Raw genomic sequence first — 21,291 nt, 5'->3', positions numbered from 1 at the left:
TATGCTCGGAAAGTTTTATTCCAGCGAAATGACAGGTTATGGAAACTGAGCGCAAGCAAGTCACGATTATCGGTGGTGGTCCCAGCGGCTTGATCGCCGCTCAGTTTCTCAGCCGGTTTAAAGACCTGCATATTCATCTTTACGAACATAAGGCCTCCGTTGGGCGCAAGTTTCTGATTGCCGGACGCGGTGGGCTTAATCTCACCCACTCGGAACAGGCCGCCGTGTTTAAAACACGATACGGCAGTGCGGAACGCTTCTTAAGCCCATCACTGAAGGATTTTTCTCCTGAAGATTTGCAGAATTGGGCGGCAGAGCTGGGCGTTGAGACCTTTACCGGTAGCAGTGGACGTATCTTTCCAAGAGAAATGAAATCAACAAATTTGATGCGCGCCTGGACGAAATCGCTGGTTGAAGCCGGTGTCGAAGTTCACTTGAAGCACGCGTTTTCCGGTTTTGATGATCAGGGCAATGTAATTGTCGAAAATGATGGGAAAGTTCGATCTGTCTCGAGTAACGCTGTCCTGTTTGCCATGGGCGGTGCAAGTTACCCTCACCTTGGCGCAACAGCCGCGTGGGTGCCCACCTTCGAAAAAGAGAACATCAATGTCACGCCTTTTCGCCCCATGAACACTGGGTTTGATATTCGCTGGTCTTCATTTCTCCTTAAATATGAGGGCTCTGCTCTTAAGAATATCCGTTTCACCTTTAAGGAAGAAACTGCCCGCGGCGATGCCATGATTACCCGTTACGGGATTGAGGGGGGCGCTGTGTATGCCCTTAGCCGGTCGCTGGTATCCGCAATTGAAGACACCGGATCCGCATCATTGTTGCTCGATCTACGTCCTGACCTGTCTCGGGATGAATTGGCAACGCGCCTTTCTGTTCCTCGTAAAAAACAGACTTTGTCCAGTTTCCTGCGAAAACGCTTAAAACTGTCGCCGTTGGAAATTGCGCTTTTAAATGAATTTGGGGACGATATTCGAACAGCATCGCCAGAAGCAATCGCGCATCTCATTAAATCCCTCCCCCTTCCTCTCACCAATTATCAACCTTTAAAAAAGGCCATCAGTGCGTCGGGCGGCGTTGCTCTCAACCAATTTAATGAAGATCTGATGCTCGTTCAGCGTCCAGGGTGGTTCGTCGCGGGTGAAATGATCGACTGGGACGCACCCACTGGTGGTTACCTGCTTCAAGCCTGTTTCAGCACTGGAATGAAAGCTGCGAAGGGGATAAAAAAGTGGCTTGAGGTCCAAGCCACTTAATACAGTAACTTCTTAGCGTGGTACATTTCCGGGAGAGACAGCAAGACTACTGATAAACTCTTCAATCCCTGCCTTGTCTTTCAGATACATGCTTTTGTCACGCTTCTGAATAAGACCATCCCCCGTCAATTGCCCGATAACACGTGCGACCGTCTCTCGCGTAGTCGAAACACGGCTTGCAATAACACTTTGTGTTGGCATGGGATAAATCAACCAGGATCCCGGTGTAACTGGATCGGGTGTCGCCATCCGCAACAGCTCCTGACATACCCGCTGAACAGCGCCCAACGTAGACAGGTCCAAAATCCGATCGTCATTTATCCGAATGATACGGGCCAGACGTTGCATGACCAGCATCATCACTTCCGGATGCTCCAACAAAAGCTCATTAAAATTTTCAGGAGACAATGAGGCAAGCAGGCATTCTTTATTCGCAATAATATTTGCCGAACGCGGCTTGCCATCAATGGCAGATAATTCCCCAAAATACTGACCGGCCTCAACTGTCGCATAGGCAACTTCCCGGCCGGAAACACCATAGTTCACAACGTTGACACTGCCCGAGACGACAAAGAAAATATCTCTGCTCGTGCTTGATTTTTCCAGTATTTGCGAACCGGAAGTGTATTTTTTCCAATTGCATTTACTAGAGATTTCCAGCTTCTTTTCTGGTGGCAACTTGTCTAGAAGTTCAATATTATCAAGATTTTGCATGACGTTCTAAAATATCTTACAGGCCAATACTGACCTTTGAGGGGAATAATAATAACGCGAATTTAAGGGCTCTTGAACATTTGGGCAATAGCAAGAGTAATAATATTATTTCAGAAGAAAAAAATAATCACAAAAAACATCATTTTACGGCAAAGATACAAGATCCGCATGCCTCCATTTCTAAGACCAACAAAATATGAAATACTGACACAAATTTAGTGAAGGACGAGTGTCTTGCAAAAACCAATCTGGATTAAAAACCCCCTCGCCATATTAAACAGCAAGTGCGCCGGTGGTTTGATTGTTAAAAACAACACCATTGTGGAATTGGTTGGTCTTGGGGAAAGCCCAAAATCTATTTCCCTACCCGACTTGGATATTTTTGATGCCAGCCAGCATGTCGTGATACCTGGCTTGATCAACACTCATCATCACTTTTACCAGACACTGACGCGCGCCTGCCCCATTGCGCTGAACAAACCGTTATTTCCTTGGCTACAATCGCTGTATCCTGTCTGGGCCCGCTTGACCCCTAAAATGCTTGCCAGTGCCTCACGATTGGCATTGGCCGAACTTATGCTGTCCGGATGCTCAACCGCAGCGGACCATCATTACCTGTTCCCGGCCCCATTATCCGATGCCATCGATATTCAGGTCGAAGCGGTTAAAGAACTTGGCTTACGGGCTCATCTAACCCGCGGCTCCATGAGTCTGGGTGAAGATCAAGGCGGGCTCCCCCCTCAATCAACCGTACAAAACGAACAGACAATTCTGGATGACAGTCGACGCCTTATTCAGAAATATCATCAAAACGAAGACGGTGCGTATCTGCAGGTTGCGCTGGCCCCCTGCTCTCCTTTTTCGGTCAGTACAGACCTGATGCAGGCATCTGCCGAGCTTGCATCAGAATATAATGTCCGCCTTCACACCCACCTTGCAGAAACGCATGACGAAACTGACTTTTGCTTGAAAATGTTCGGATTACGGCCTGTCGACTATCTGGAAAAGGTGGGCTGGCTGTCCTCCAATGCCTGGCTTGCCCATGGCATACATTTCAACGACGAAGAAATCGCCCGTCTTGGAAAAGCAAAAGTGGGCATAACCCATTGCCCATCATCAAACATGGTCCTTTCTTCCGGTATTTGCCGAACGTTGGAACTTGAAAACGCCGGGTGTCCTGTCGGTTTGGGTGTGGATGGCTCCGCTTCAAATGATGGCTCGAACCTTATTCAGGAGGTTCGTCAGGCGATGTTGATTGGACGGCTTCTTTATGACGCTAATGAAATGACACATCATTCGGCCCTGCGTTTTGCAACCCAAGGCTCTGCCGATTGTTTAGGGCGCAGCGACATTGGTCGTCTTGAGGTCGGCGCACAGGCAGATATTGCCTTTTTCAAGCTGGACGAAATGCGTTTTTCAGGAGCAGGAGACCCCCTCGCGGCTTTACTTTTGTGTGGTGCACACAAAGCTGACCATTTGATGGTTGGCGGCCAATGGCGGGTTAAAAACGGCGAAATACCAAATCTGGATATTGATGCCTTAATGGCCGAGCACCATCAATTGGGTCAGGAACTACAGCAATTATAGTTCTTTATCAAATTCGGCTTCGACAAACGCTTTGAACCGCTGAGCGATTGGCCCCAGTGGCTCCCCCAATTTATGGGCGAGAACCACCGTTATGGGGGCGATATCCTCTTCGATTTCCACGGCGACCACAGCTTGTCCGTCATAAGTGTTGGAATGTGGGCTTCGCATAGCCATTAACGAAAAGCCTAATCCGTGTCCAACAGCACTACGAACGCTTTCAAATGACGTCGCCCGAAAGGAGACCTTGGGGTTAATTTGCAGGGATGCAAAAACCGAATAAAAATATTCCCGGCTGTTCGGCGCATCAAACAAGACATACCCTTCTGCTGCTAACGATCTAAGGGATATCTTTTTTTGTGCTGCAAGTGGATGGGTCGCTGATAATAGAATGTATGGTTTGTGGCGTCCTAAAATATGCCATTCCAGCCGTTCTGGATCCAGGTTCAAGTCGTATAAAATGGCCAGATCCAAATCTTTGGAGATCAAATCGGAAATAATATCCCCTTGCAGAGTTTCCCGAATATCAAGCGTAATTCCGGGTTGGATGCCGTGGTAACGACGGATCAAACGTGCAACATAAAAGGGCGCAATCGACTGGAAGCACCCTATTCGAATTGTGCCTGATTGATGAGCTTTGATATCAGCAATCTCTTTTTCTGTTGCTTCGGCAACCTGCAATAAATGCTCCGCCTGCGCAAGAAAGGCGTCCCCTTGATCGGTCAATATAAGCCCTTTGGCGTGTCGCCTTTCAAACAGACACAAACCGGTAATATCCTCAAGTTTATCAATGGCCTGCGCAATGGCAGGCTGTGAAATACTCAGCTTGCGGGCCGCTTGCGCAATGCCCCCGTGCGTTGCGACCGCCCGAAAATAATAGCATTGCTTCAGTGTATAACGAACCATCTAACCATATTTTACTGTTCTTATTGAGTTATTTTACGAACTTTTATGGAGGATAGACAAACCCTATAGTGTCGGCAATCGGAAAAAAGGAAAGCAGATGGACCTAAAAGAAATCGTCGATTTTAAAAAATACGATATCACAGACCCGAAGTTTCAAACGCGCGCCCAACAAATACTGGAAGAAAAAGGGGCCCTTGTTCTTCCTGACTTTATGAAAACGGCGGCAGTTGAGGCGGTCCGGGCCCAATCGGAAGCCGATAAAGACAAAGCCTATTTCTGCGTGCAGGAACATAATGTTTACCTGACACCGCCTGACAACAAATACGATATGAGGCATCCGCGAAACAGAAACGTTATTTCCTCAAAAGGCTGCATTACAGATGATATCGTCCCGCAAGCGTCCCCTTTGAGAACAATGTATGATGCGGCCGAGTTTCAAGAGTTCCTGTGTGCTGTTCTGAACGAAGCGGCGCTCTTTCCCTACGCAGACCCTTTGTCGTCTATAAATGTGCATTATGCCAGCAATGGTCAGGAACTCGGGTGGCATTTTGATAATTCCTCTTTTGCAACCACCTTAATGATCCAGAAACCAGAAGCTGGTGGCACCTTTGACTATGTCGAAAATGTCCGTGATGCGGATGCTGGCGAGATGAATTTCGATGCCGTGGAACAAGTGCTGGACGGAAAAGTCGATTATAAACAACTATCCATGGAGCCCGGAACATTGGTCCTGTTCAGAGGGCGCAACGCCCTGCATCGGGTCGCCCCCGTGATCGGAGATAAAACCCGGATACTGGTTGTTTTGGCGTATAACGCACAACCCGGTATTGCTCTTTCTGAATCGGCCCGTAAGACATTCTATGGCAGACTAGGTTGATAACGCCGACATAACCTGGGAGACACTCATATCACTAAAGTCCAATAGTCGCTGGTAAGGGTCTCCCGACAAGGCAAAATAGCGGGCGAAGGCAGGCTCAGTCTTCAAGCCGGATCTTTTTAAGGCGCGGATCCTTGCTTTGGCGTCCTCGCCGCCGATCACCAGTAATTTGCGCTCTGCTTCCATATGGCGCCATGCATTTTGTTTTTTTATCGGTATGTTTTGGCCATAAATTTCAAGATCAAAGGAAAGACAGCGAAATCGACATAGGCTATATCCCGCTGCATTTTCGGCCAAAGAAAAGAAAAACCCTTCCTGATCGCCATAATTTTCCTGCAGAAGCCTCTCAAAGGCAAGGTGATCTTCCACTTGGCAAATAACATCAATATCACTGGTTTCAATATCCACATCAATGGGCATCGTCCCGGTGAAAAGCGGGTCAAATTCTGCAAGGGTCGTATAAACGCCAATCGCACTTAACAGCGTTTCGGCCTGTTCATACCGAAGGGACATAAAGCATCTTTCCAAGTGATACAGAAAATACTAACCTGTGTATCATAATAAAATTCACACTCTCCTTGCAAATGGATAAAATCGTTCGTGTCCTTAACTGAATTAATCGACAACCTGCCCAGTTCCCTTCATTTGAAAGCCCGTTCCCTGCTCGTCACCGTTTGGGGCGACTCCGTTGCTCCTCATGGCGGCACCGTTTGGCTGGGAAGCCTCATCGATCTGGTAAACGATCTGGGTCTGAATGAGCGAGTGGTCAGAACCTCTGTCTTCAGACTTAAACAGGATCAGCTTCTGGACAGTCATCAGATAGGACGCAAAAGCTACTACACACTAACCCGAACGGGCGAACATCGTTTCGAGGAAGCGACAAAAAGGATCTACCGACTGGCCGGTCCAAACTGGGATGAAAGCTGGACACTGGTCTTTACAGAACGGCGTGCTTTGTCAGATGAGAAGCGGAAACAGTTACAGGTTGAGTTGGGATGGCAGGGGTTTGGTGATCTCGGATCCGGTATTTTTGCCCATCCGGGCGGAGAGTTAAGCGCCCTTCAACAACTGCTGAAAGACCTGGAAATCGAAAATCATGTGGCTGTCCTGAAAGCCACAAATCTTTCCGCTTTCAAAGGGACCCCTTTAAAGGTTCTTGTCCAAAAAGGGTGGGACATTGATAAAATTGAAGAAGGTTACAAAGAGTTTATCAGGAATTTTACGCCTATTTTAAAGGGTTTGTCCGCACACCCACAATTAAACGCAAAAAATTGTTTTATTGTTCGCACGCTTCTGGTGCATGATTATCGAAGAGCATTGCTGAAAGATCCATTGCTGCCAGAGGTACTGTTGCCAACAGGATGGAGCGGAAACGAAGCACGACTGCTGTTTAAGGACATTTACCTTGCAGTTTGGGAGAAAGCTGAAGAGCATTTACTGAAGACATTGGAAACTAATACCGGAAAGTTACCCGAAGCGTCAGAAGAGTTTCTTACACGGTTCGAGGGACTAAGAAAAACAACCTAATCTGGGGGAGGAAAATGGCTGGTGGTTTAAAAGCGGCGATCGTAGGATCTGGTCCGGCGGGAATGTATACCGCTGGGGCATTGAATTCAAAATGCCCGGGATGCCAAATCGATATTCTTGATAAACTGGCGACCCCATACGGCTTGGTCAGGGCAGGCGTTGCACCAGACCATCAAACCACCAAGAACGTCTCTCGCGCTTACGACAAGATCATGGAAAATGACAATGTCAGATTTGTCGGAAATCTGGGATTGGGCGACGATATCTCGATTGCCATGTTACGAGAAATATACGATGTTGTTGTCCTTGCCGTTGGCACACCAAAAGACAGGACGCTCGGCATTCCGGGCGAAGACCTCGAAGGTGTTTTCGGGGCCCAAACCTTCGTTTACTGGTATAATGGTCACCCTGAGTTCAGGGATGCGGTTCCTCATCTGGACATTACGAACGCTATAGTCATTGGCAATGGAAATGTGGCTCTGGATGTCGCACGGGTAATGCTTAGAACGCCGAAAGAAATGGCACAATCGGATCTGGCTGAGCATGCAGGCGAACATATATTTTCAAGTCCAGTTCGAACCATTCGTATTGTCGGACGCCGTGGGCCAGAACATGCTCAATTTTCTTCCAAAGAGCTGTCAGAACTAAAACAAATGGATGGGGCCATCCCCTATTGCGATGCGTCAGTCATTCCCGAACATTTTAACTCAGGCGATAAGAAAACCGATAAGGTCGTTAATACCAACCTGGATCTCCTAAGAGAATACTCACAAAATGTTCCCTCAGGGAACGCTCGGAAACTCTCACTGGATTTTTACCTGTCTCCGGTTGCAATCCTTGGAGACGACAAAATTGAAGCCGTTCGACTGGAAAAAAATGTCATAAAAGACGGAAAAGCCGTTGGGACTGGCGAATTTGTGGAATATCCCTGCGACCTTCTCGTGACATGCATCGGGTATGAAATGACAATGCTGGACGGATTAACCATCGAGCATGGGAAAATCAAGAATACAGAAGGACGTGTTGATGACGGACTTTATGTGGTCGGCTGGGCAAAACGCGGCCCTTCTGGTACAATAGGTACAAATCGCCTTGATAGTCAGGCTGTTGTCGATCGTATTTTAAAAGATCGATGCGATGATACAAGCTCTTCCAAACCCGGACCGAAAGGTCTTGATGACTATGTCCGCGAAAACAACATCCAAACAGTCTCTTTCGAAGACTGGCAAAAAATTGATATGGCGGAGAAAGAATCTGCGGCGGGCCCCTCGCCCAGACGCAAATTTGTCCGCAAACGCGACATGTTATCGCTCATCCGTGAAAGTAACGCCTGATGATTATTGTACAGATCAGTGACCCGCATATTTCAGTACCTGACTCTGATTTTGAACAATTGTATCAAACGAAAAAACGACTGAAAACCGCCATAGAGTCAATTAACCGGTTAGACCCAAAACCGGACGCCATATTCTTAACAGGTGATCTGATAAACTGCGGTCAGATGGACGAGTACAAGATCCTTAAACAAGTACTTCAAATGGCTGACATTCCTACGTTTTTAGGGATTGGAAATCACGACAATCGTGAAAATTTTCTCGCATCTTTTGGTTCTGAGCCTTATCTTTCGGACGACAATTTTATTCAGTATTCGGTTGAAAAACAGGGCCTTCGAATGTTGATGCTGGACACCAACATTGAAAATTGTCCCAACGGACTTCTTTGCGCGCAGCGGCTTGACTGGCTTGAAAAAACCCTTTCGGAAAAGCCGGACATGCCGACAGTAATCTTCATGCATCACCCGCCTTTTAAAACAGGGATCGTCGCGATGGATCGCATGGGATTAAACGAAGCTGAAAAATTTGGGCGGGTTCTTGAAAATCACCCTCAGGTGATGCGCATATTCTGTGGTCACATCCACCGCCCCATTCAAAGTATGTTTCATGGAGTCATGGCCCAGGTTTGCCCATCAACTTCCCATCGGGTTCTTCTTCACTTGAGTGACGAAGAACGACTTGCCACAACAGCAGAGCCGCCGGAAATGCTCCTGCACCACTGGGACGGAAAGCAACTTGTAACCCATTCAGCCTTTACTGATGATTTCCCTGTTTTATGGGAATTGGAAGGCGCGCTTTATTAACTCTTCAAGACATCCAGCCCCATTTGCCAGAAGCCAACTTCCAAACGGGTCGCTTCGGCGAAGGTCTTGCTCAAACTCGCGTAACGAGCCGGTGTAAGCCGTTCTTCAGCCAAACCATCCAGTTGTTCGATCGCGGATCTGAAAACTGCCTGATAATCGTCTCCAGCATACATTTCTATCCAGGGAAGATAGGGATTTCCCTCGCGTTTTGTTCGCGCACTCTGGCCCAAAAGCTTACCGATTTCACCATACCCGATGACACAGGGGGACAGGGCAACATATAAATCAAGAATGTCGCCAGAATGACCTTTTTCCAGTACATAGCGCGTATAGGCCATATTCTGCGGATCTTCTGCAATCTCCTGCATCTCTTTTTCAGAGATGCCCCATTGCGCACAATATTCAATATGCAGGGCCATTTCTGTATCGATAAGCGCAGAAACTGTTGCCGTTGCTGCTTTCATTTGATCCAGCGTGTCTGATTTATACGCCGCCAAGGCATATGCCTTCGCAAACTGGATCAAGAAAAGATAATCCTGTTTCAGATAATACTCGAAAGCCGGTTTCGGCAAGGTACCATCCTGCAAACCCTGAACAAAAGGATGACCAACATAACGCGACCAGATATCAGCGTTATCGTCTCGTAATCTTGTGAAAAAGGACATTAAAGCATCATATTGTTTGATTTGGTTGGCAAGCTGACAATAAGGCCATCCAACTCTTCAGACATCAAAATCTGACATCCCAAACGCGAGGTCGCTGTTAAACCATAGGCAAGGTCCAGCATATCTTCTTCATCGTCCGTTGCATCCATCAAACGGTCAAAGTCTTCGGCATCCACAATGATATGGCATGTGGAACAAGCAAGGCTGCCTTCACAGGCACCTTCCAGATCAAGCCCGTTTTGCTGAGCAATTTCCAGAATTGAGACACCTAATGGCGCCTCCACTTCCAGCCGATCACCATTAGGTTTTACAAATGTCATTTTCGGCATTTGGTGCCTTACTCCATCTAGTTTCTACTTTGACTTGGACCGGTAGATTTTTTTCCAAGTTTCTATGAATGTGTCTATCTCAGCGCGTTTCGTCAAGCGTCCCAAACTAATTCGGATCGCCTGATCAGCCTCCGTTTCCGTTGCACCCATCGCCCTCAGCACGTGACTAGCCTTTACTTTTCCGCTCGAACAAGCTGATCCGGCGCTTACTGCGAAGCCTTCTAAATCAAAATTCATTACCTGCAACTGCGCCGAAACCCCCGGCATTGACAGGCAGCTTGTATTGGGAAGCCTTGATTGTTCTACACCATAAATACGGACATCCGGCACCGCATCGCAAATGCTTTTTTCCATTTCATCTCGCAGTTCGCGAATTTCGCTCAGGCCGGAAAGCTCTTGCAAGGCCCAGTCTGCCGCTACGCCAAAACCGGCAATTCCGGCCACATTTTCCGTCCCTCCCCGGCGTCCAAGTTCCTGACCACCCCCTTTTTGCACTGATTTAATGGCTAAACCTTCCCGAACGATCAATGCGCCCTGCCCTTGAGGCCCCCCGATCTTGTGAGCGGACAAGGACATCATGTCGGCCCCTACCGCCTTAAAATCAATCGGAATTTTCCCAGCCGCCTGAATGGCATCGGTATGAACAATGCCACCGAATTCATGAACAAGTTCGACAATTTCACGGAGGGGTTGCAGGACACCCGTTTCATTATTCGCATACATGACAGAAACAAGTGCAAGCCCGCTGGCCGCCGTTAATTTCTCTTTCAAATCCTGAAGATCAAGTTTGCCAGAGGACTCCAGATCCACCAGAAGGACATCATGGTCCGTCGCCATGGCCAATACAGAGTCGTGTTCGGCCCGACTAACAATCCATTGATGGGCAGGGAACCCTTTCAATGCCAGATTATTGGCTTCGGTGCCGCCGGATGTGAATATCACTTCCTGAGGCTTGCAGCCCACCAATTGGGCGACTTGACGACGGGCCGTTTCCACACGCCCCCTCGCCTTTCTGCCAGCCGCATGGACCGAGGAAGGGTTGCCCCATTCGGCCATCACCGTAGACACACACGTAATCACGTCCGAGCGGATGGGAGCCGTCGCGTTATAATCCAGATAGACTGTTTTTTTCATGACAAGAAAATATGCCCTGCCGATAGGATCGGCAAGGCATTAATGGCGGGGATTTTATTTATTCAGAGAATGTCAGCCTTTAACATCCTGATCTGGTTTAAGATCCTCTTCGATCTTGATATCCAGATCTTCGGCTAACAGGACAGGGGCGTTTCGTTCCTGATCCAATTCAGACTCAAGTTCATTAACGCGCATCGACAAAGACTGAACTTTATCCAGCAAACCGTCCAGGATTTTGAAAACCGGATCGGGCAATTCATCGTTCCCAATACCGTAAGCTGCGAATCTCTCATCTGGTCCAGAGTGTTTTCGGCCCGTAACTGCCCGGGCAGGAGACCCCACTACGGTCACACATTCGGGAACATCTTTCGTCACAACCGAGGCCGCACCGACACGGGCGCAACGCCCTACTGTTATTGGTCCCAAAACCTGGGCACCGGACCCGACAATTACGTTGTCGCAAAGGGTCGGATGCCGTTTTACATTTCGTTGCGAGTCAGAATCAACGGAGGGGGAAACACCCCCCAATGTTACACTTTGGTAAAGCGTGACACCGTCACCAATCTCAGCAGTTTCGCCAATCACGACCCCGGAACCGTGATCAATAAACAGTTTCTTACCGATCGTCGCGCCTGGATGAATTTCGATATTTGTCAGGAAGCGACTCACTTGCGAAATGAGACGTGCAAGGATCTTCCAGTTCCGTTTCCAGAGCCAGTGAGCAACACGGTGAAACAGCACTGAGTGGAAGCCAGAATAGAGCAGCGCCACCTCAAATTTAGAGCGAGCGGCCGGGTCTCTTTCCATAATACCAGCAAGATCTTCGCTAATATGCTTGAACATTTGCTACTTCCTTCTGTATTGTGCCGCCTTTATGACGGAACGGATGAGACGCGACAAAAGCACCTGACATAAATTGAAATATAAGCAAATGCCTGTTTCGTCAAGGAGACCAGCAGTCTTTTGCGGCTCAATTTCAGGACTTTGTTGACCCTCATCACACCATAAACAGTCGTCCGCACAGTATTTTGTCGGACCAAAGGAACCTGGACTTTAGATGCCTGACGTAATTTTTAACGGACCAGAAGGCCGCCTCGAAGGCCGATATCACCATTCAGATGAGCCGAATGCTCCTCTCGCCTTGATCCTTCATCCTCACCCGCAGTTTGGTGGAACGATGAATAACAAGGTTGTTTATCACCAGTTTACAACGTTCAAAAACCGGGGCTTCTCAGTCCTGCGTTTTAACTTCCGTGGTGTTGGACGCAGTCAGGGGGACTACGATCAGGGAATTGGTGAACTATCTGATGCCGCAGCAGCCCTCGACTGGATGCAGACACATAACCCAAATGCCCCAGCGGTGTGGATTGCAGGATTTTCATTTGGCGCGTGGATTGGCATGCAGCTTTTAATGCGGCGTCCCGAGATTGAAGGCTTTATCTCGATTGCTCCGCCCGCGAACATGTATGATTTTTCATTCCTCGCACCTTGCCCGTCTTCCGGAATTATCATTCATGGTACCCGCGATATGCAGGTCCCGCAAAAGGATGTGTTGAAACTTGTTGAAAAACTGCAGTCTCAAAAGGGTATCACCATTCATCATGATGAAGTTGAAGGCGCAGATCACTTCTTTGAAAAAACGCTGCCTAATCTGATGGAATCTGTGGATGGCTATCTGGACATGCGATTAAATGGCGCTGAAGAAGACTAGGCTGTTAATCCCCTGCAAAAAGCGTCGTTGAAATACGGCGCTTTTTTTATTTCTTTTCCCGGCGTTTCAGCCGCTTTATGGTTCGGTATGAAAAAAACAGTCTCATTCCCAGCCACGTCAGGGTCCCGGCTCATTTTGTTTGCCCTATCCGTTTTTTGTATTGTTGGCGCTATTTTTCCGGCAAATGCAGAACAAACAAGCAGATTATATGTCGCTGTTGCTTCAAATTTTCTGGCCCCCGCCAAGAAAATTGCCGCGGCCTTTGAGCAAAGTACCGGTCAAAAGGTCACCTTAAGCTTTGGTTCCACGGGGAAGTTTTACGCCCAGATCATCAACGGCGCGCCCTTTCAGGTTTTCCTGTCAGCGGACCAAAATGCGATCGATCAGTTAATTAATAAAAACCAGACATCGGCCAATGACCGCTTTACCTATGCGATTGGAAAATTGTCGCTATTTAGTGCTGACCCATCATTTATCCAGAAGGATCCCGCAGCCTCTTTAACCGATAGCGCCTTCAAAAGGCTTGCTGTTGCCAACCCGAACACAGCCCCCTATGGCCGGGCCGCTTTTGAAGCGATTGAAAGTCTTGGACTAACGGCAGCGCTGGTAAACAAGATTGTGATGGGCGAAAATATTAGCCAAACCTTTCAATTTGTTGCGACCCGCAATGCAACGGCTGGCTTTGTCGCGCTTTCCCAGATTATTCATCTGAATAGTGGCTCCCGGTGGATCGTTCCGACCGAATACTACAAGCCGATAAAACAGGATGCGGCCATTCTGGAAAAAGGGAGGAACAGTCCGGCGGCACGGTCTTTTTTCGAATTCCTGAAATCTAAAACAAGTCAGGACATTATCCAGCAGTATGGGTATGGTACTGATCTGAAGAGCGAAAATTAGAGGCGAAGGATTGCGTGACTGTCGATGATTGAGACCATTTGGCTTACGGTGAAACTGGCAAGTTTGACAACGTTTTTTCTACTGCTTCTGGGAACACCACTGGCTTGGTGGTTATCCCGCAGTACCGCCTGGTGGAAAGAAGGTGTCAGCGCACTTGTTGCCGTACCGCTTGTTCTGCCGCCCACCGTTCTTGGTTTTTACCTTCTTCTCCTGCTTAGTCCGGATAGCCCCGTCGGGCAATTCTTTGAAACCCTGTTTGGCAAAACCCTCCCCTTCACCTTTGAAGGCCTGGTGATTGGGTCGATCCTTTATTCGCTGCCTTTTGTTGTTCAGCCGGTTCGCAACGCGTTCGATGCGATAAGCGAACGCACAATGGAGGCGGCAGCAACGCTGCGTGCATCGCCCCTGGATGCATTTTTTTCAATTGCCTTGCCAATGGCTCGCCCAGGCCTGCTGACCGGCGCCATATTGGGATTTGCCCACACAGTTGGGGAGTTCGGTGTTGTCCTTATGATCGGTGGTAACATTCCCGGCGAAACACGGGTTCTTTCAATTGCCATTTATGATCATGTTGAAGCCTTGGAGTGGGATCAGGCCCACATGATTTCTGCCGGAATGCTGGTCTTTTCTTTCCTTGTTATCCTTTTCATGATGATGCTTGAAAAACGGCTGAGGAGAGAACAATGAGCGGTTCCATCAACGCCCGCGTTAACGGAGAGGTTGGACAATTCCGTCTGGATTTTGAAGCCACTCTTCCCGGGCATGGGATAACGGCTTTATTTGGCCCCTCAGGATGCGGTAAAACCTCTGTCTTACGCTGGATGGCAGGGCTCATGGAGATGCCGGACAGTCACTTCTCTCTACACGGCCATGTGTGGAATGCACCGGGACAGTTTACGCCCCCCCATAAACGGTCGGTCGGCTATGTATTTCAGGATGGCGCTCTTTTCCCTCACCTGACAGTCCATAAAAACCTGACTTACGGGATGAAACGAGCGTCCAAAAATGGTCATTCAATTAACCTGGAAGAGATCATCTCCCTAATGGGCCTTGGGCCGCTGTTGGACCGATCAACAGTGTCTCTTTCGGGCGGTGAAAAACAACGGGTTGCTATTGGACGGGCCCTTGTGACCCATCCTGATATATTGCTGATGGATGAACCCTTATCCGCCCTGGATAAACAGTCAAAGAACAACATCATCCCGTATATCGAAACGATGAAAGAAACCCTTTCAATCCCCATTATTCTGGTAAGCCATGATATTGCTGAAATTGAGCGTCTTGCTGATCATATGGTTTTGATGGAGGCGGGTAAGGTCGTCACGACTGGCCCTTTAATAGATGTTTTATGTGATCCATCCCTGCCCTTCGCCTCAGAAGAGAACCCTGCAACAATTGTGCAGGCCGACCTGGTTCATTTCATTCAGGAAGATGCTCTTACAGAATTCAAAATCGGTACTCAAAGCCTATTCCTTCCCGGACAGATTGGCCGCTCTGGGCAAACCCATCGGGTCCGTATTTCGGCAGGGGACGTCAGTCTGTCCCCTGACTATCCATCGGAAACAACCATTCTGAATATTCTAGAGGTACAGATCCACCAGATTATGGAAATTGGAAACGGGCGTGTAACCGTCTTCCTGCATCTGAAAGATTGTGAGGATATACAGCTAATCGCCCGTATTTCTGCAAGATCAGCCAAAAAATTCGGATTTAAGGTCGGGGGGCAGGTTTTCGCCCAAATAAAGGGAACCCCTATGGTGGAACGTCGATAAAAGCCCGAAAGCAAGCCAGGCAGCTATCCAGCTTGACGATCCCGTCTGATCTGAAAAAGCCGACCACCCGTTGTCGGCATTGGAACCCCGGTCGTCGTAGGCAGGCTCAATGGAAGACCTTTCAGGCTTCGTACAGCCAAAAAGGCAAATGCCTCTGCCTCTAACTCATCTCCATTCCAACCGACGGCCTCCACCGGCTCCACGGCCGCACCAACCGCGTTGGCTATGCCCTCCATCATGGTCTTGTTCTTCCGCCCGCCACCGGTTACCAGCCAGCGATTTGGCACGGTTGGGCAATGATCCAGCGCCCTGGCGATTGTTTGAACTGTAAATTCAGTGAGCGTCGCGGCCCCATCCTCTATCGAAAGGCTCTTTATTGGTGTCATCGAAAAATCATTGCGATCGAGGCTTTTGGGTGCCGGCTTGTTGAAGTATGGATTGTCCATCAACCCTGCAAGTGCGGTTTGATCCACTGTTCCGCGGGCCGCGATTTTACCGCCCTCATCGAACAGGCCGCCCCCTTTCAATTGCACCCAATCATCAATCAGTGCACTGGCGGGGCCGGTATCAAATGCAAGCAGTATATCGGTGCCAACATAGCTTACATTCGCAACGCCTCCCAAATTGAGAACCATAACCGGAAGGGTCAGATCAGTCGCCAATGCCTGATGGTAAAGCGGCGCAAAAGGAGCACCTTCGCCGCCTGATTTAACATCATTCGTACGAAAATCGGTGACCACATCGATACCCGTAAGATCAGCAAGCAACTGACCATTTCCAATCTGGACGGTGATCCCGTTTGGCGCATCATGAAACAAGGTTTGTCCGTGGAAGCCGACAACTCCGATGTCGGATACTGGTACGCTCGATTTTCTTACAACGGCGTCAACCGCCTCGGCATTTAACCTTGTGAAATGATCAACGACTGCGTCTGGTGCGTTCTTTTTGCCAAGCCAGCGTTTAAACTGCTGAGCAAAATCAGGTTCGTAGGAAATTGATTGGGTAGGACCCGCTTCAAATACCGTATGACCATCCGTCCGGATCATTGCCGCATCAACCCCATCCATAGAGGTGCCACTCATCAACCCAACGGCCCAAATTGCTTCTTCTTGTCGATTAGTCATAAGGAATATTGCCCACAAAAACCAATACTTGGAAAGATACTGAATAATGTGCTACAGGTCAGGTCCTTTCAACAACATTTGTAAAAATAGTCATATGACCGACCTACGCTCAGATTTCATGAAAAGTTTCCAGGAACGTGGATACATGCACCAATGTACCGATCTGGAGGCATTGGACACCGCCTTTAATGAAAAGACGGTGACAGCGTATATCGGCTTTGACTGTACGGCCCGCAGTCTCCACGTTGGTAGCCTGATGCAGATCATGATCCTGCGTCTTATGCAGAAAATGGGGCATAAACCGATTGTCCTTATGGGGGGTGGCACCACAAAAATTGGGGACCCGTCTTTCCGCGATGAAAGCAGGCCACTGATCGATGACGCGGGCATTCAGGACAATATGAACGGCATCAAAAAAGTCTTTGAAAAGTTCATTACCTTCGGAGACGGACCGACAGATGCCGTCATGGTCAATAATGACGACTGGCTGGCCAAGCTCGAATATATTCCGTTTCTGCGAGAGTATGGCCGTCACTTTTCAGTCAATCGCATGCTCAGCTTTGAGAGTGTCAAAATCCGTCTGGATCGAGAGCAATCCCTGAGTTTTCTTGAATTCAACTATATGATCCTGCAGGCCTACGATTTTGTAGAACTGAAAAAACGGTTCGATTGCATGTTGCAAATTGGCGGCTCTGACCAATGGGGCAACATTATCAATGGCACTGAACTTGGACGCCGAACCAATAACTTTAATCTGTATGGTTTGACGACGCCGCTTCTGACAACGTCCTCCGGGGCGAAGATGGGAAAAACGGCATCCGGGGCAATCTGGCTAAACGAAGATATGCTCTCTGCGTATGACTACTGGCAGTATTGGAGAAACACAGAAGACGCCGATGTTGGTCGTTTTCTGCGTCTGTTCACCGAATTGCCACTGGATGAAATCGCTCGGCTTGAAGCGCTCGAAGGTGCGGAACTGAACGATGCCAAGAAAATTCTGGCGGGGGAATGCACGAAGCTTGCCCATGGGGAGGAGGCCGCCCTTGCCGCAGCCGAGACAGCCCGTCAGACTTTTGAAATGGGCGAAACAGCGGAAAGTTTGCCAACGACTGAAATTCCGACATCGGAACTGGACGAAGGTATTCCAGCCTTTGCTTTGTTTAACCGTGTTGGCCTTTCCCAGTCCAGCTCTGAGGCACGCAAATTGATCAAAGGTGGCGGTGCACGGGTCAATGACGAAAAAGTCGCAGACGAAAAACGGATACTCACGTCAGCCGACGTCAATGAAACAGGTCGGATCAAATTGTCTGCTGGTAAAAAACGGCATCATTTGATCTTGCCTGCCTGAACGACGGAAGGAAGGGAGGCTTAAGGCTTCCCTTCCTCTTCGCGGATTTCCTGACCTTCTGGTGTAACCACTGTCGGTGCCTCCGCATCTTTTCCCCAAGGCTCAAAGAACATGCGGCGCAAAATTCCCGGGGCAAGCGCTGACACAGGGTTCACACTAATATCAGGATTATCTGACCCTCCCTTGACCTTATAGGAAAAGCCAAATATTCCTTCGCCTTCACGGCCGACCAGCAAGCGCCCAAGGATTGGAATATTCCCCAAAATTGAATTCAATGTGTAAGACGGAATAACTGTCCCAAAGCCGTCGATTGTCTTCTGTTTCTGATCAATGCTCCCCGTAAAGGTAATACCGATCGATCCAACTGCACGAAAATCCTTTGTCGACAGCTCATCGTCCTGAAAGACGAAGGGTCCTTCTACCGTCGTAAAAGTCATACCGTCATTTTGCAAAAGTTCGACAATTCCGCCAAGCGAGCCAAGGGTCAGTATTTTACCCAATACAGGGGCCTTCACGATACGAACCTCTTTCATCGACATGACACCGGTGGTGCGGCTGTTTTCTCCGGTATCATTGATCATACCGGAAACCTCGAGAGTCCCATCACGGGCATTGTCATAGACATCCAGCCCACGCAACAACAAGCCCGCATGATCAGACTGAAATTCAAACTGCCGCCCGTTTTTGTTCTCGCGTAAAGCAAATGAAATTCCGAATTCGTCCGTAAATCTGGCAGCAATGTCGCCCTTCTGGATTACATCATTTTTGGCCGATAATTGTCCCGACAGATTTTTTAACGCAACGCCGCCCGCTAACAAAGCCGTTCCAATTTTTATATTGCTATTCCAAATCAGGGCTTTCTCGTCCGCGACATCCTCAGTTTTTTCTGAGATACCGTCTGCTTCCGCAACCTTCTCTTTCAAAACGAAAGGACGCAAATCCAGCACTGGCCCGGACACATTCAAAGCATATTCATTTGCGGCGACACGATTTACATTAAGCGCAAGGTCGCTTTCCCCGACAATCAGCCTGTCCACTGCAAACGAGCTTAATCCATCTTGATCAAACGATCCTTTTCCAACAAGTTCAAGTTGATCTGCGGATAAACGGACATTGGAAAGGTCCGTTTTTCCCGTCCCGTCCGTTGCAAACTGAAGCCCCAACAGACCCGTAACACCAATAGGCTTATGAATATGCAACGCGTCAAAGGAAATATCGGTTTCAAGAAGGTTGAGTGTGACTACCCCTGTCGCCTTGCCCGATGGCTGAACATCCACCGCTAAAGAAGCACCGGCAGACCCTTTTATAAAATCCAGATCGGCTCCCAGTGATTGACGGGCTGTTTCGTCCAGTTTCGCCTGAACCTCATAGCGACGCACGCCTTTTTTCTTTCCGCGCAAATAGGCCTGGAAAAGAATTTGAGCCGGGTTGCCGTTCAATTTGGCGGGGCCGGATACATTGATTTCCTCTGTTGACACAGTGACGTCCAGATCACCATCGCCCAGATTAATGTCCTGAAAAACATTCGGAATATACGCGTCTTTAAAACTACCTGACGCTTCATAGACCACTTTTTCCAGTGTCAGGTTATCCAGCAAAGGAAAGACAAAACGGGCATCGACGACCCCCTCTCCCTGCATCTTATCGGGAACAATTCCATAATCTGTCACGAGCTCCAATGGCTTTCGGTCCAGAAACTCAAAGATGCTTTTGCTCTGCCCTTTTACCTGTAACCGTATATCCGCGGTTTGATTTTTCTTCTCAAAATCATAGATCAGGACATTGCCGCTGGGTAAGTCCATATCCAACAGTGTTCCAGACAGGTCCGTGATGTGGATCTGTTTTTCGGTCAGAACCACATTCCCCGAAACATCGGTGACCTTCGGCAACGGAGCAAAATAATCCGCGCTTGCTTTTTCGAACGAAAACTTCAACTCTATTGCCCCGTCCGGAATAATACCTTCTTTCATCGCGCCGGCAGGCAAATCCATCCGAAATGTCGTGTTATGAACGATCCCGTCCTTGATTTTTGCTGTCACCCATTTATAGGCATCTACTGCTGCGGAATACGGCCAATAGACAGGCAGATCGTCGGCATACAGCTTCGGTAAAGACCCCTCAATAGACATCCCTAATCCATTTTCAGCATCGTTTACAAAAGACCCGCTCATTGTGATCGTTGGGCCCCGCCCTTTTGCTTCGATAATTGCCGAATTAAGGTTGATGGCATCAAAGGGCGCCGCCGTATGGCCTTCGGCTCGAACAGATTGTATATTCAGGGGGGCTGTATACAGACTGGGAATATCGACCTGCCCCTCACCTGTTTCAAGTTTGAAACCGACCTGCTGGGGGGTAAACGCAGGATCAAAGGAAATATTGATGTCGCCGCTTACGGGCAGCGAAATGCCTTTCAAAATGTCCAATTCTGGAATTTCTTTGGCCAGTATCGAGGGCGGAAAGTCAGTAATACGCGTATTCACAACTGTTGTGAACCGATCCCGCGAATATGCCGCGTTTGCAATCAGGTTGATACTTTCATCGCCGATATGAGCATCGCCTTGCAGTCTTCCCGTTAAACCTTCTTCCGTCCGCCAGATAACCATATTGGCAGATGTAACCCGCCACAGTTTATTCAGCTTTTCATCTTCAATAAATAATCCGGATTGATATATCTCCAGCCGTTCCAGATAGGCCGTTAAGTCGGACGAAGATTTCCGCGTTCCCAGACTGTTCAGTAGATCATGGATCACCAAAAGCGAAGCCTGATCCTGCTGATCTATTGAAACCGCTTTATTGGATCTTTCTTCGTCATAACTGTATCCGAGCCGAATGGCGCCGCTTTCTTCGCGTGTCAGTAAGACTTTCAGGCCTGAAAACTCTAGACCTGAAGGGGCAATCCGCCCTTTCACAAGCGCTTCACCGCTAAACGTCACCGTAACCGCAGGGATTTGAGCAATCGGCTCGTCGTTGCGTTTGATCGAAACATTATTCACACCGAAGACCAGATCTTTATCTTCGCTGTCCCATAATAACTGTAAGTCACTAAACCCAAATTCCATATCCGGATACTGACTGGCCAGCAGCTGGTTGATATAGGGCGCTGCGAAAGAAAACGATATGGGCCCATAGCTTAATGCACCGACCAGTAGAAACACCACCAGCGCCAAAAGAACAAGCACACTTAAAAAAGTTCGGGTAAGTATTTTTGCAGATGCTTTAATCAAAACGTGTTATTCACAAATAGGGTTCACCAAGACGGGATAATGCTATCAACGCCATATTCCAAACACTATGACTGATT

Annotated in this window: 20 protein-coding genes; 11 read left to right on the top strand and 9 right to left on the bottom strand. The window is 48.5% G+C overall.

The annotated features are described in order from the left end of the window. The first annotated feature begins 38 nt into the window (after positions 1-38). A complete protein-coding gene (locus OIR97_RS07695) occupies positions 39-1,265 on the top strand; it encodes a TIGR03862 family flavoprotein (protein WP_169544987.1) in 1,227 nt (408 codons plus the stop codon). 12 nt (positions 1,266-1,277) lie between these two features. Here the strand turns inward: OIR97_RS07695 and OIR97_RS07690 are convergent, their stop codons facing one another. Continuing rightward, on the bottom strand, positions 1,278-1,979 hold the full coding sequence (locus OIR97_RS07690) for a Crp/Fnr family transcriptional regulator (protein WP_169544986.1): 702 nt from the start codon (positions 1,977-1,979) through the stop codon (positions 1,278-1,280). Between the two features lie 234 nt (positions 1,980-2,213). Between OIR97_RS07690 and OIR97_RS07685 the strand changes: the two genes are divergently transcribed. Beyond that, complete coding sequence (locus tag OIR97_RS07685; protein WP_169544985.1) at positions 2,214-3,566, top strand: 8-oxoguanine deaminase; 1,353 nt, start codon at positions 2,214-2,216, stop codon at positions 3,564-3,566. Here OIR97_RS07685 and OIR97_RS07680 read toward each other — a convergent pair. Continuing rightward, positions 3,561-4,469, bottom strand: a complete 909-nt coding sequence (locus OIR97_RS07680; RefSeq protein WP_169544984.1) for a LysR family transcriptional regulator — start codon at positions 4,467-4,469, stop codon at positions 3,561-3,563. The two genes, OIR97_RS07685 and OIR97_RS07680, sit on opposite strands and share 6 nt — an antisense overlap. A gap of 97 nt (positions 4,470-4,566) precedes the next feature. Between OIR97_RS07680 and OIR97_RS07675 the strand changes: the two genes are divergently transcribed. Next, complete coding sequence (locus OIR97_RS07675; RefSeq protein WP_169544983.1) at positions 4,567-5,346, top strand: HalD/BesD family halogenase; 780 nt, start codon at positions 4,567-4,569, stop codon at positions 5,344-5,346. Here the strand turns inward: OIR97_RS07675 and OIR97_RS07670 are convergent. Further along, positions 5,338-5,859: a DUF4269 domain-containing protein gene (locus tag OIR97_RS07670; RefSeq protein ID WP_169544982.1), complete on the bottom strand. Its 522-nt coding sequence runs from the start codon at positions 5,857-5,859 to the stop codon at positions 5,338-5,340. The two genes, OIR97_RS07675 and OIR97_RS07670, sit on opposite strands and share 9 nt — an antisense overlap. 87 nt (positions 5,860-5,946) lie before the next feature. On the opposite strand from OIR97_RS07670, the gene paaX reads away from it, so the two are divergent. Genes paaX through OIR97_RS07655 form a run of 3 tightly spaced genes read left to right on the top strand, consistent with a single transcriptional unit; the run spans position 5,947 to position 9,010 of the window. Then, entirely contained in the window at positions 5,947-6,873 is a 927-nt protein-coding gene (gene paaX / locus OIR97_RS07665) for a phenylacetic acid degradation operon negative regulatory protein PaaX (RefSeq protein ID WP_169544981.1), read from the top strand. Positions 6,874-6,887: 14 nt separating this feature from the next. Continuing rightward, positions 6,888-8,207 (top strand): ferredoxin--NADP reductase domain-containing protein, encoded by a 1,320-nt coding sequence (locus OIR97_RS07660; protein ID WP_169544980.1) that lies wholly within the window; start codon positions 6,888-6,890, stop codon positions 8,205-8,207. Further along, a complete protein-coding gene (locus tag OIR97_RS07655) occupies positions 8,207-9,010 on the top strand; it encodes a phosphodiesterase (protein ID WP_169544979.1) in 804 nt (267 codons plus the stop codon). Before OIR97_RS07660 ends, OIR97_RS07655 begins: the two co-directional genes overlap by 1 nt. On the opposite strand, the gene tenA is transcribed toward OIR97_RS07655, so the two are convergent. The 4 genes from tenA to cysE form a co-directional block, all read right to left on the bottom strand. Then, the gene (tenA, locus tag OIR97_RS07650) at positions 9,007-9,675 is read right to left on the bottom strand and encodes a thiaminase II (RefSeq protein WP_169544978.1); all 669 of its coding nucleotides are present in this window, start codon (positions 9,673-9,675) and stop codon (positions 9,007-9,009) included. The genes OIR97_RS07655 and tenA overlap by 4 nt on opposite strands. Further along, positions 9,675-10,004: a ferredoxin family 2Fe-2S iron-sulfur cluster binding protein gene (locus OIR97_RS07645; protein ID WP_169544977.1), complete on the bottom strand. Its 330-nt coding sequence runs from the start codon at positions 10,002-10,004 to the stop codon at positions 9,675-9,677. The genes tenA and OIR97_RS07645 overlap by 1 nt, the downstream gene beginning before the upstream one ends. Before the next feature lie 24 nt (positions 10,005-10,028). Next, positions 10,029-11,138, bottom strand: coding sequence for a cysteine desulfurase family protein (locus tag OIR97_RS07640; protein ID WP_169544976.1), 1,110 nt, complete (start codon positions 11,136-11,138; stop codon positions 10,029-10,031). Positions 11,139-11,210: 72 nt separating this feature from the next. Next, the gene (cysE, locus tag OIR97_RS07635; RefSeq protein ID WP_169544975.1) at positions 11,211-11,981 is read right to left on the bottom strand and encodes a serine O-acetyltransferase; all 771 of its coding nucleotides are present in this window, start codon (positions 11,979-11,981) and stop codon (positions 11,211-11,213) included. A gap of 214 nt (positions 11,982-12,195) precedes the next feature. Here cysE and OIR97_RS07630 point away from each other — a divergent pair, with 214 nt between their 5' ends. The 4 genes from OIR97_RS07630 (at position 12,196) to modC (ending at position 15,518) form a co-directional block, all read left to right on the top strand. Beyond that, a complete protein-coding gene (locus tag OIR97_RS07630; protein WP_169544974.1) occupies positions 12,196-12,849 on the top strand; it encodes an alpha/beta hydrolase in 654 nt (217 codons plus the stop codon). Between the two features lie 87 nt (positions 12,850-12,936). Continuing rightward, positions 12,937-13,746 carry a molybdate ABC transporter substrate-binding protein gene (gene modA, locus OIR97_RS07625; RefSeq protein ID WP_181017906.1) on the top strand — a complete coding sequence of 270 codons (810 nt, stop codon included), beginning with the start codon at positions 12,937-12,939 and terminating at the stop codon, positions 13,744-13,746. 24 nt (positions 13,747-13,770) lie between these two features. After that, the gene (gene modB, locus OIR97_RS07620) at positions 13,771-14,433 is read left to right on the top strand and encodes a molybdate ABC transporter permease subunit (protein WP_169544973.1); all 663 of its coding nucleotides are present in this window, start codon (positions 13,771-13,773) and stop codon (positions 14,431-14,433) included. Continuing rightward, entirely contained in the window at positions 14,430-15,518 is a 1,089-nt protein-coding gene (modC, locus tag OIR97_RS07615) for a molybdenum ABC transporter ATP-binding protein (RefSeq protein ID WP_169544972.1), read from the top strand. Before modB ends, modC begins: the two co-directional genes overlap by 4 nt. A gap of 23 nt (positions 15,519-15,541) precedes the next feature. Here modC and OIR97_RS07610 read toward each other — a convergent pair whose 3' ends face one another. Beyond that, positions 15,542-16,642, bottom strand: a complete 1,101-nt coding sequence (locus tag OIR97_RS07610) for an anhydro-N-acetylmuramic acid kinase (protein WP_169544971.1) — start codon at positions 16,640-16,642, stop codon at positions 15,542-15,544. Positions 16,643-16,736: 94 nt separating this feature from the next. Here OIR97_RS07610 and tyrS point away from each other — a divergent pair, with 94 nt between their 5' ends. Beyond that, positions 16,737-17,990 carry a tyrosine--tRNA ligase gene (gene tyrS / locus OIR97_RS07605; protein WP_169544970.1) on the top strand — a complete coding sequence of 418 codons (1,254 nt, stop codon included), beginning with the start codon at positions 16,737-16,739 and terminating at the stop codon, positions 17,988-17,990. A gap of 20 nt (positions 17,991-18,010) precedes the next feature. On the opposite strand, the gene OIR97_RS07600 is transcribed toward tyrS, so the two are convergent. Next, the gene (locus OIR97_RS07600; protein ID WP_169544969.1) at positions 18,011-21,214 is read right to left on the bottom strand and encodes a YhdP family protein; all 3,204 of its coding nucleotides are present in this window, start codon (positions 21,212-21,214) and stop codon (positions 18,011-18,013) included. Positions 21,215-21,291 lie beyond the last annotated feature (77 nt).

The sequence above is a fragment of the Sneathiella aquimaris genome (genome assembly GCF_026409565.1).
Taxonomy (GTDB): Bacteria; Pseudomonadota; Alphaproteobacteria; order Sneathiellales; family Sneathiellaceae; genus Sneathiella; species Sneathiella aquimaris.
The sequence above is the reverse complement of the archived record's forward strand: the minus strand, read 5'-3'. Positions and strand labels throughout refer to the sequence as shown.

Excerpts from the sequence above, each read along its gene's own strand:
- modC (WP_169544972.1), top strand. The coding sequence starts at position 14,430 with ATGAGCGGTTCCATCAACGCCCGCGTTAACGGAGAGGTTGGACAATTC.
- OIR97_RS07640 (WP_169544976.1), bottom strand. The coding sequence starts at position 11,138 with ATGAAAAAAACAGTCTATCTGGATTATAACGCGACGGCTCCCATCCGC.
- modB (WP_169544973.1), top strand. The coding sequence starts at position 13,771 with ATGATTGAGACCATTTGGCTTACGGTGAAACTGGCAAGTTTGACAACG.
- OIR97_RS07655 (WP_169544979.1), top strand. The coding sequence starts at position 8,207 with ATGATTATTGTACAGATCAGTGACCCGCATATTTCAGTACCTGACTCT.
- OIR97_RS07610 (WP_169544971.1), bottom strand. The coding sequence starts at position 16,642 with ATGACTAATCGACAAGAAGAAGCAATTTGGGCCGTTGGGTTGATGAGT.
- OIR97_RS07690 (WP_169544986.1), bottom strand. The coding sequence starts at position 1,979 with ATGCAAAATCTTGATAATATTGAACTTCTAGACAAGTTGCCACCAGAA.
- OIR97_RS07660 (WP_169544980.1), top strand. The coding sequence starts at position 6,888 with ATGGCTGGTGGTTTAAAAGCGGCGATCGTAGGATCTGGTCCGGCGGGA.
- OIR97_RS07675 (WP_169544983.1), top strand. The coding sequence starts at position 4,567 with ATGGACCTAAAAGAAATCGTCGATTTTAAAAAATACGATATCACAGAC.
- tenA (WP_169544978.1), bottom strand. The coding sequence starts at position 9,675 with ATGTCCTTTTTCACAAGATTACGAGACGATAACGCTGATATCTGGTCG.
- cysE (WP_169544975.1), bottom strand. The coding sequence starts at position 11,981 with ATGTTCAAGCATATTAGCGAAGATCTTGCTGGTATTATGGAAAGAGAC.
- OIR97_RS07695 (WP_169544987.1), top strand. The coding sequence starts at position 39 with ATGGAAACTGAGCGCAAGCAAGTCACGATTATCGGTGGTGGTCCCAGC.
- OIR97_RS07670 (WP_169544982.1), bottom strand. The coding sequence starts at position 5,859 with ATGTCCCTTCGGTATGAACAGGCCGAAACGCTGTTAAGTGCGATTGGC.
- tyrS (WP_169544970.1), top strand. The coding sequence starts at position 16,737 with ATGACCGACCTACGCTCAGATTTCATGAAAAGTTTCCAGGAACGTGGA.
- OIR97_RS07645 (WP_169544977.1), bottom strand. The coding sequence starts at position 10,004 with ATGCCGAAAATGACATTTGTAAAACCTAATGGTGATCGGCTGGAAGTG.
- modA (WP_181017906.1), top strand. The coding sequence starts at position 12,937 with ATGAAAAAAACAGTCTCATTCCCAGCCACGTCAGGGTCCCGGCTCATT.
- OIR97_RS07630 (WP_169544974.1), top strand. The coding sequence starts at position 12,196 with ATGCCTGACGTAATTTTTAACGGACCAGAAGGCCGCCTCGAAGGCCGA.
- OIR97_RS07680 (WP_169544984.1), bottom strand. The coding sequence starts at position 4,469 with ATGGTTCGTTATACACTGAAGCAATGCTATTATTTTCGGGCGGTCGCA.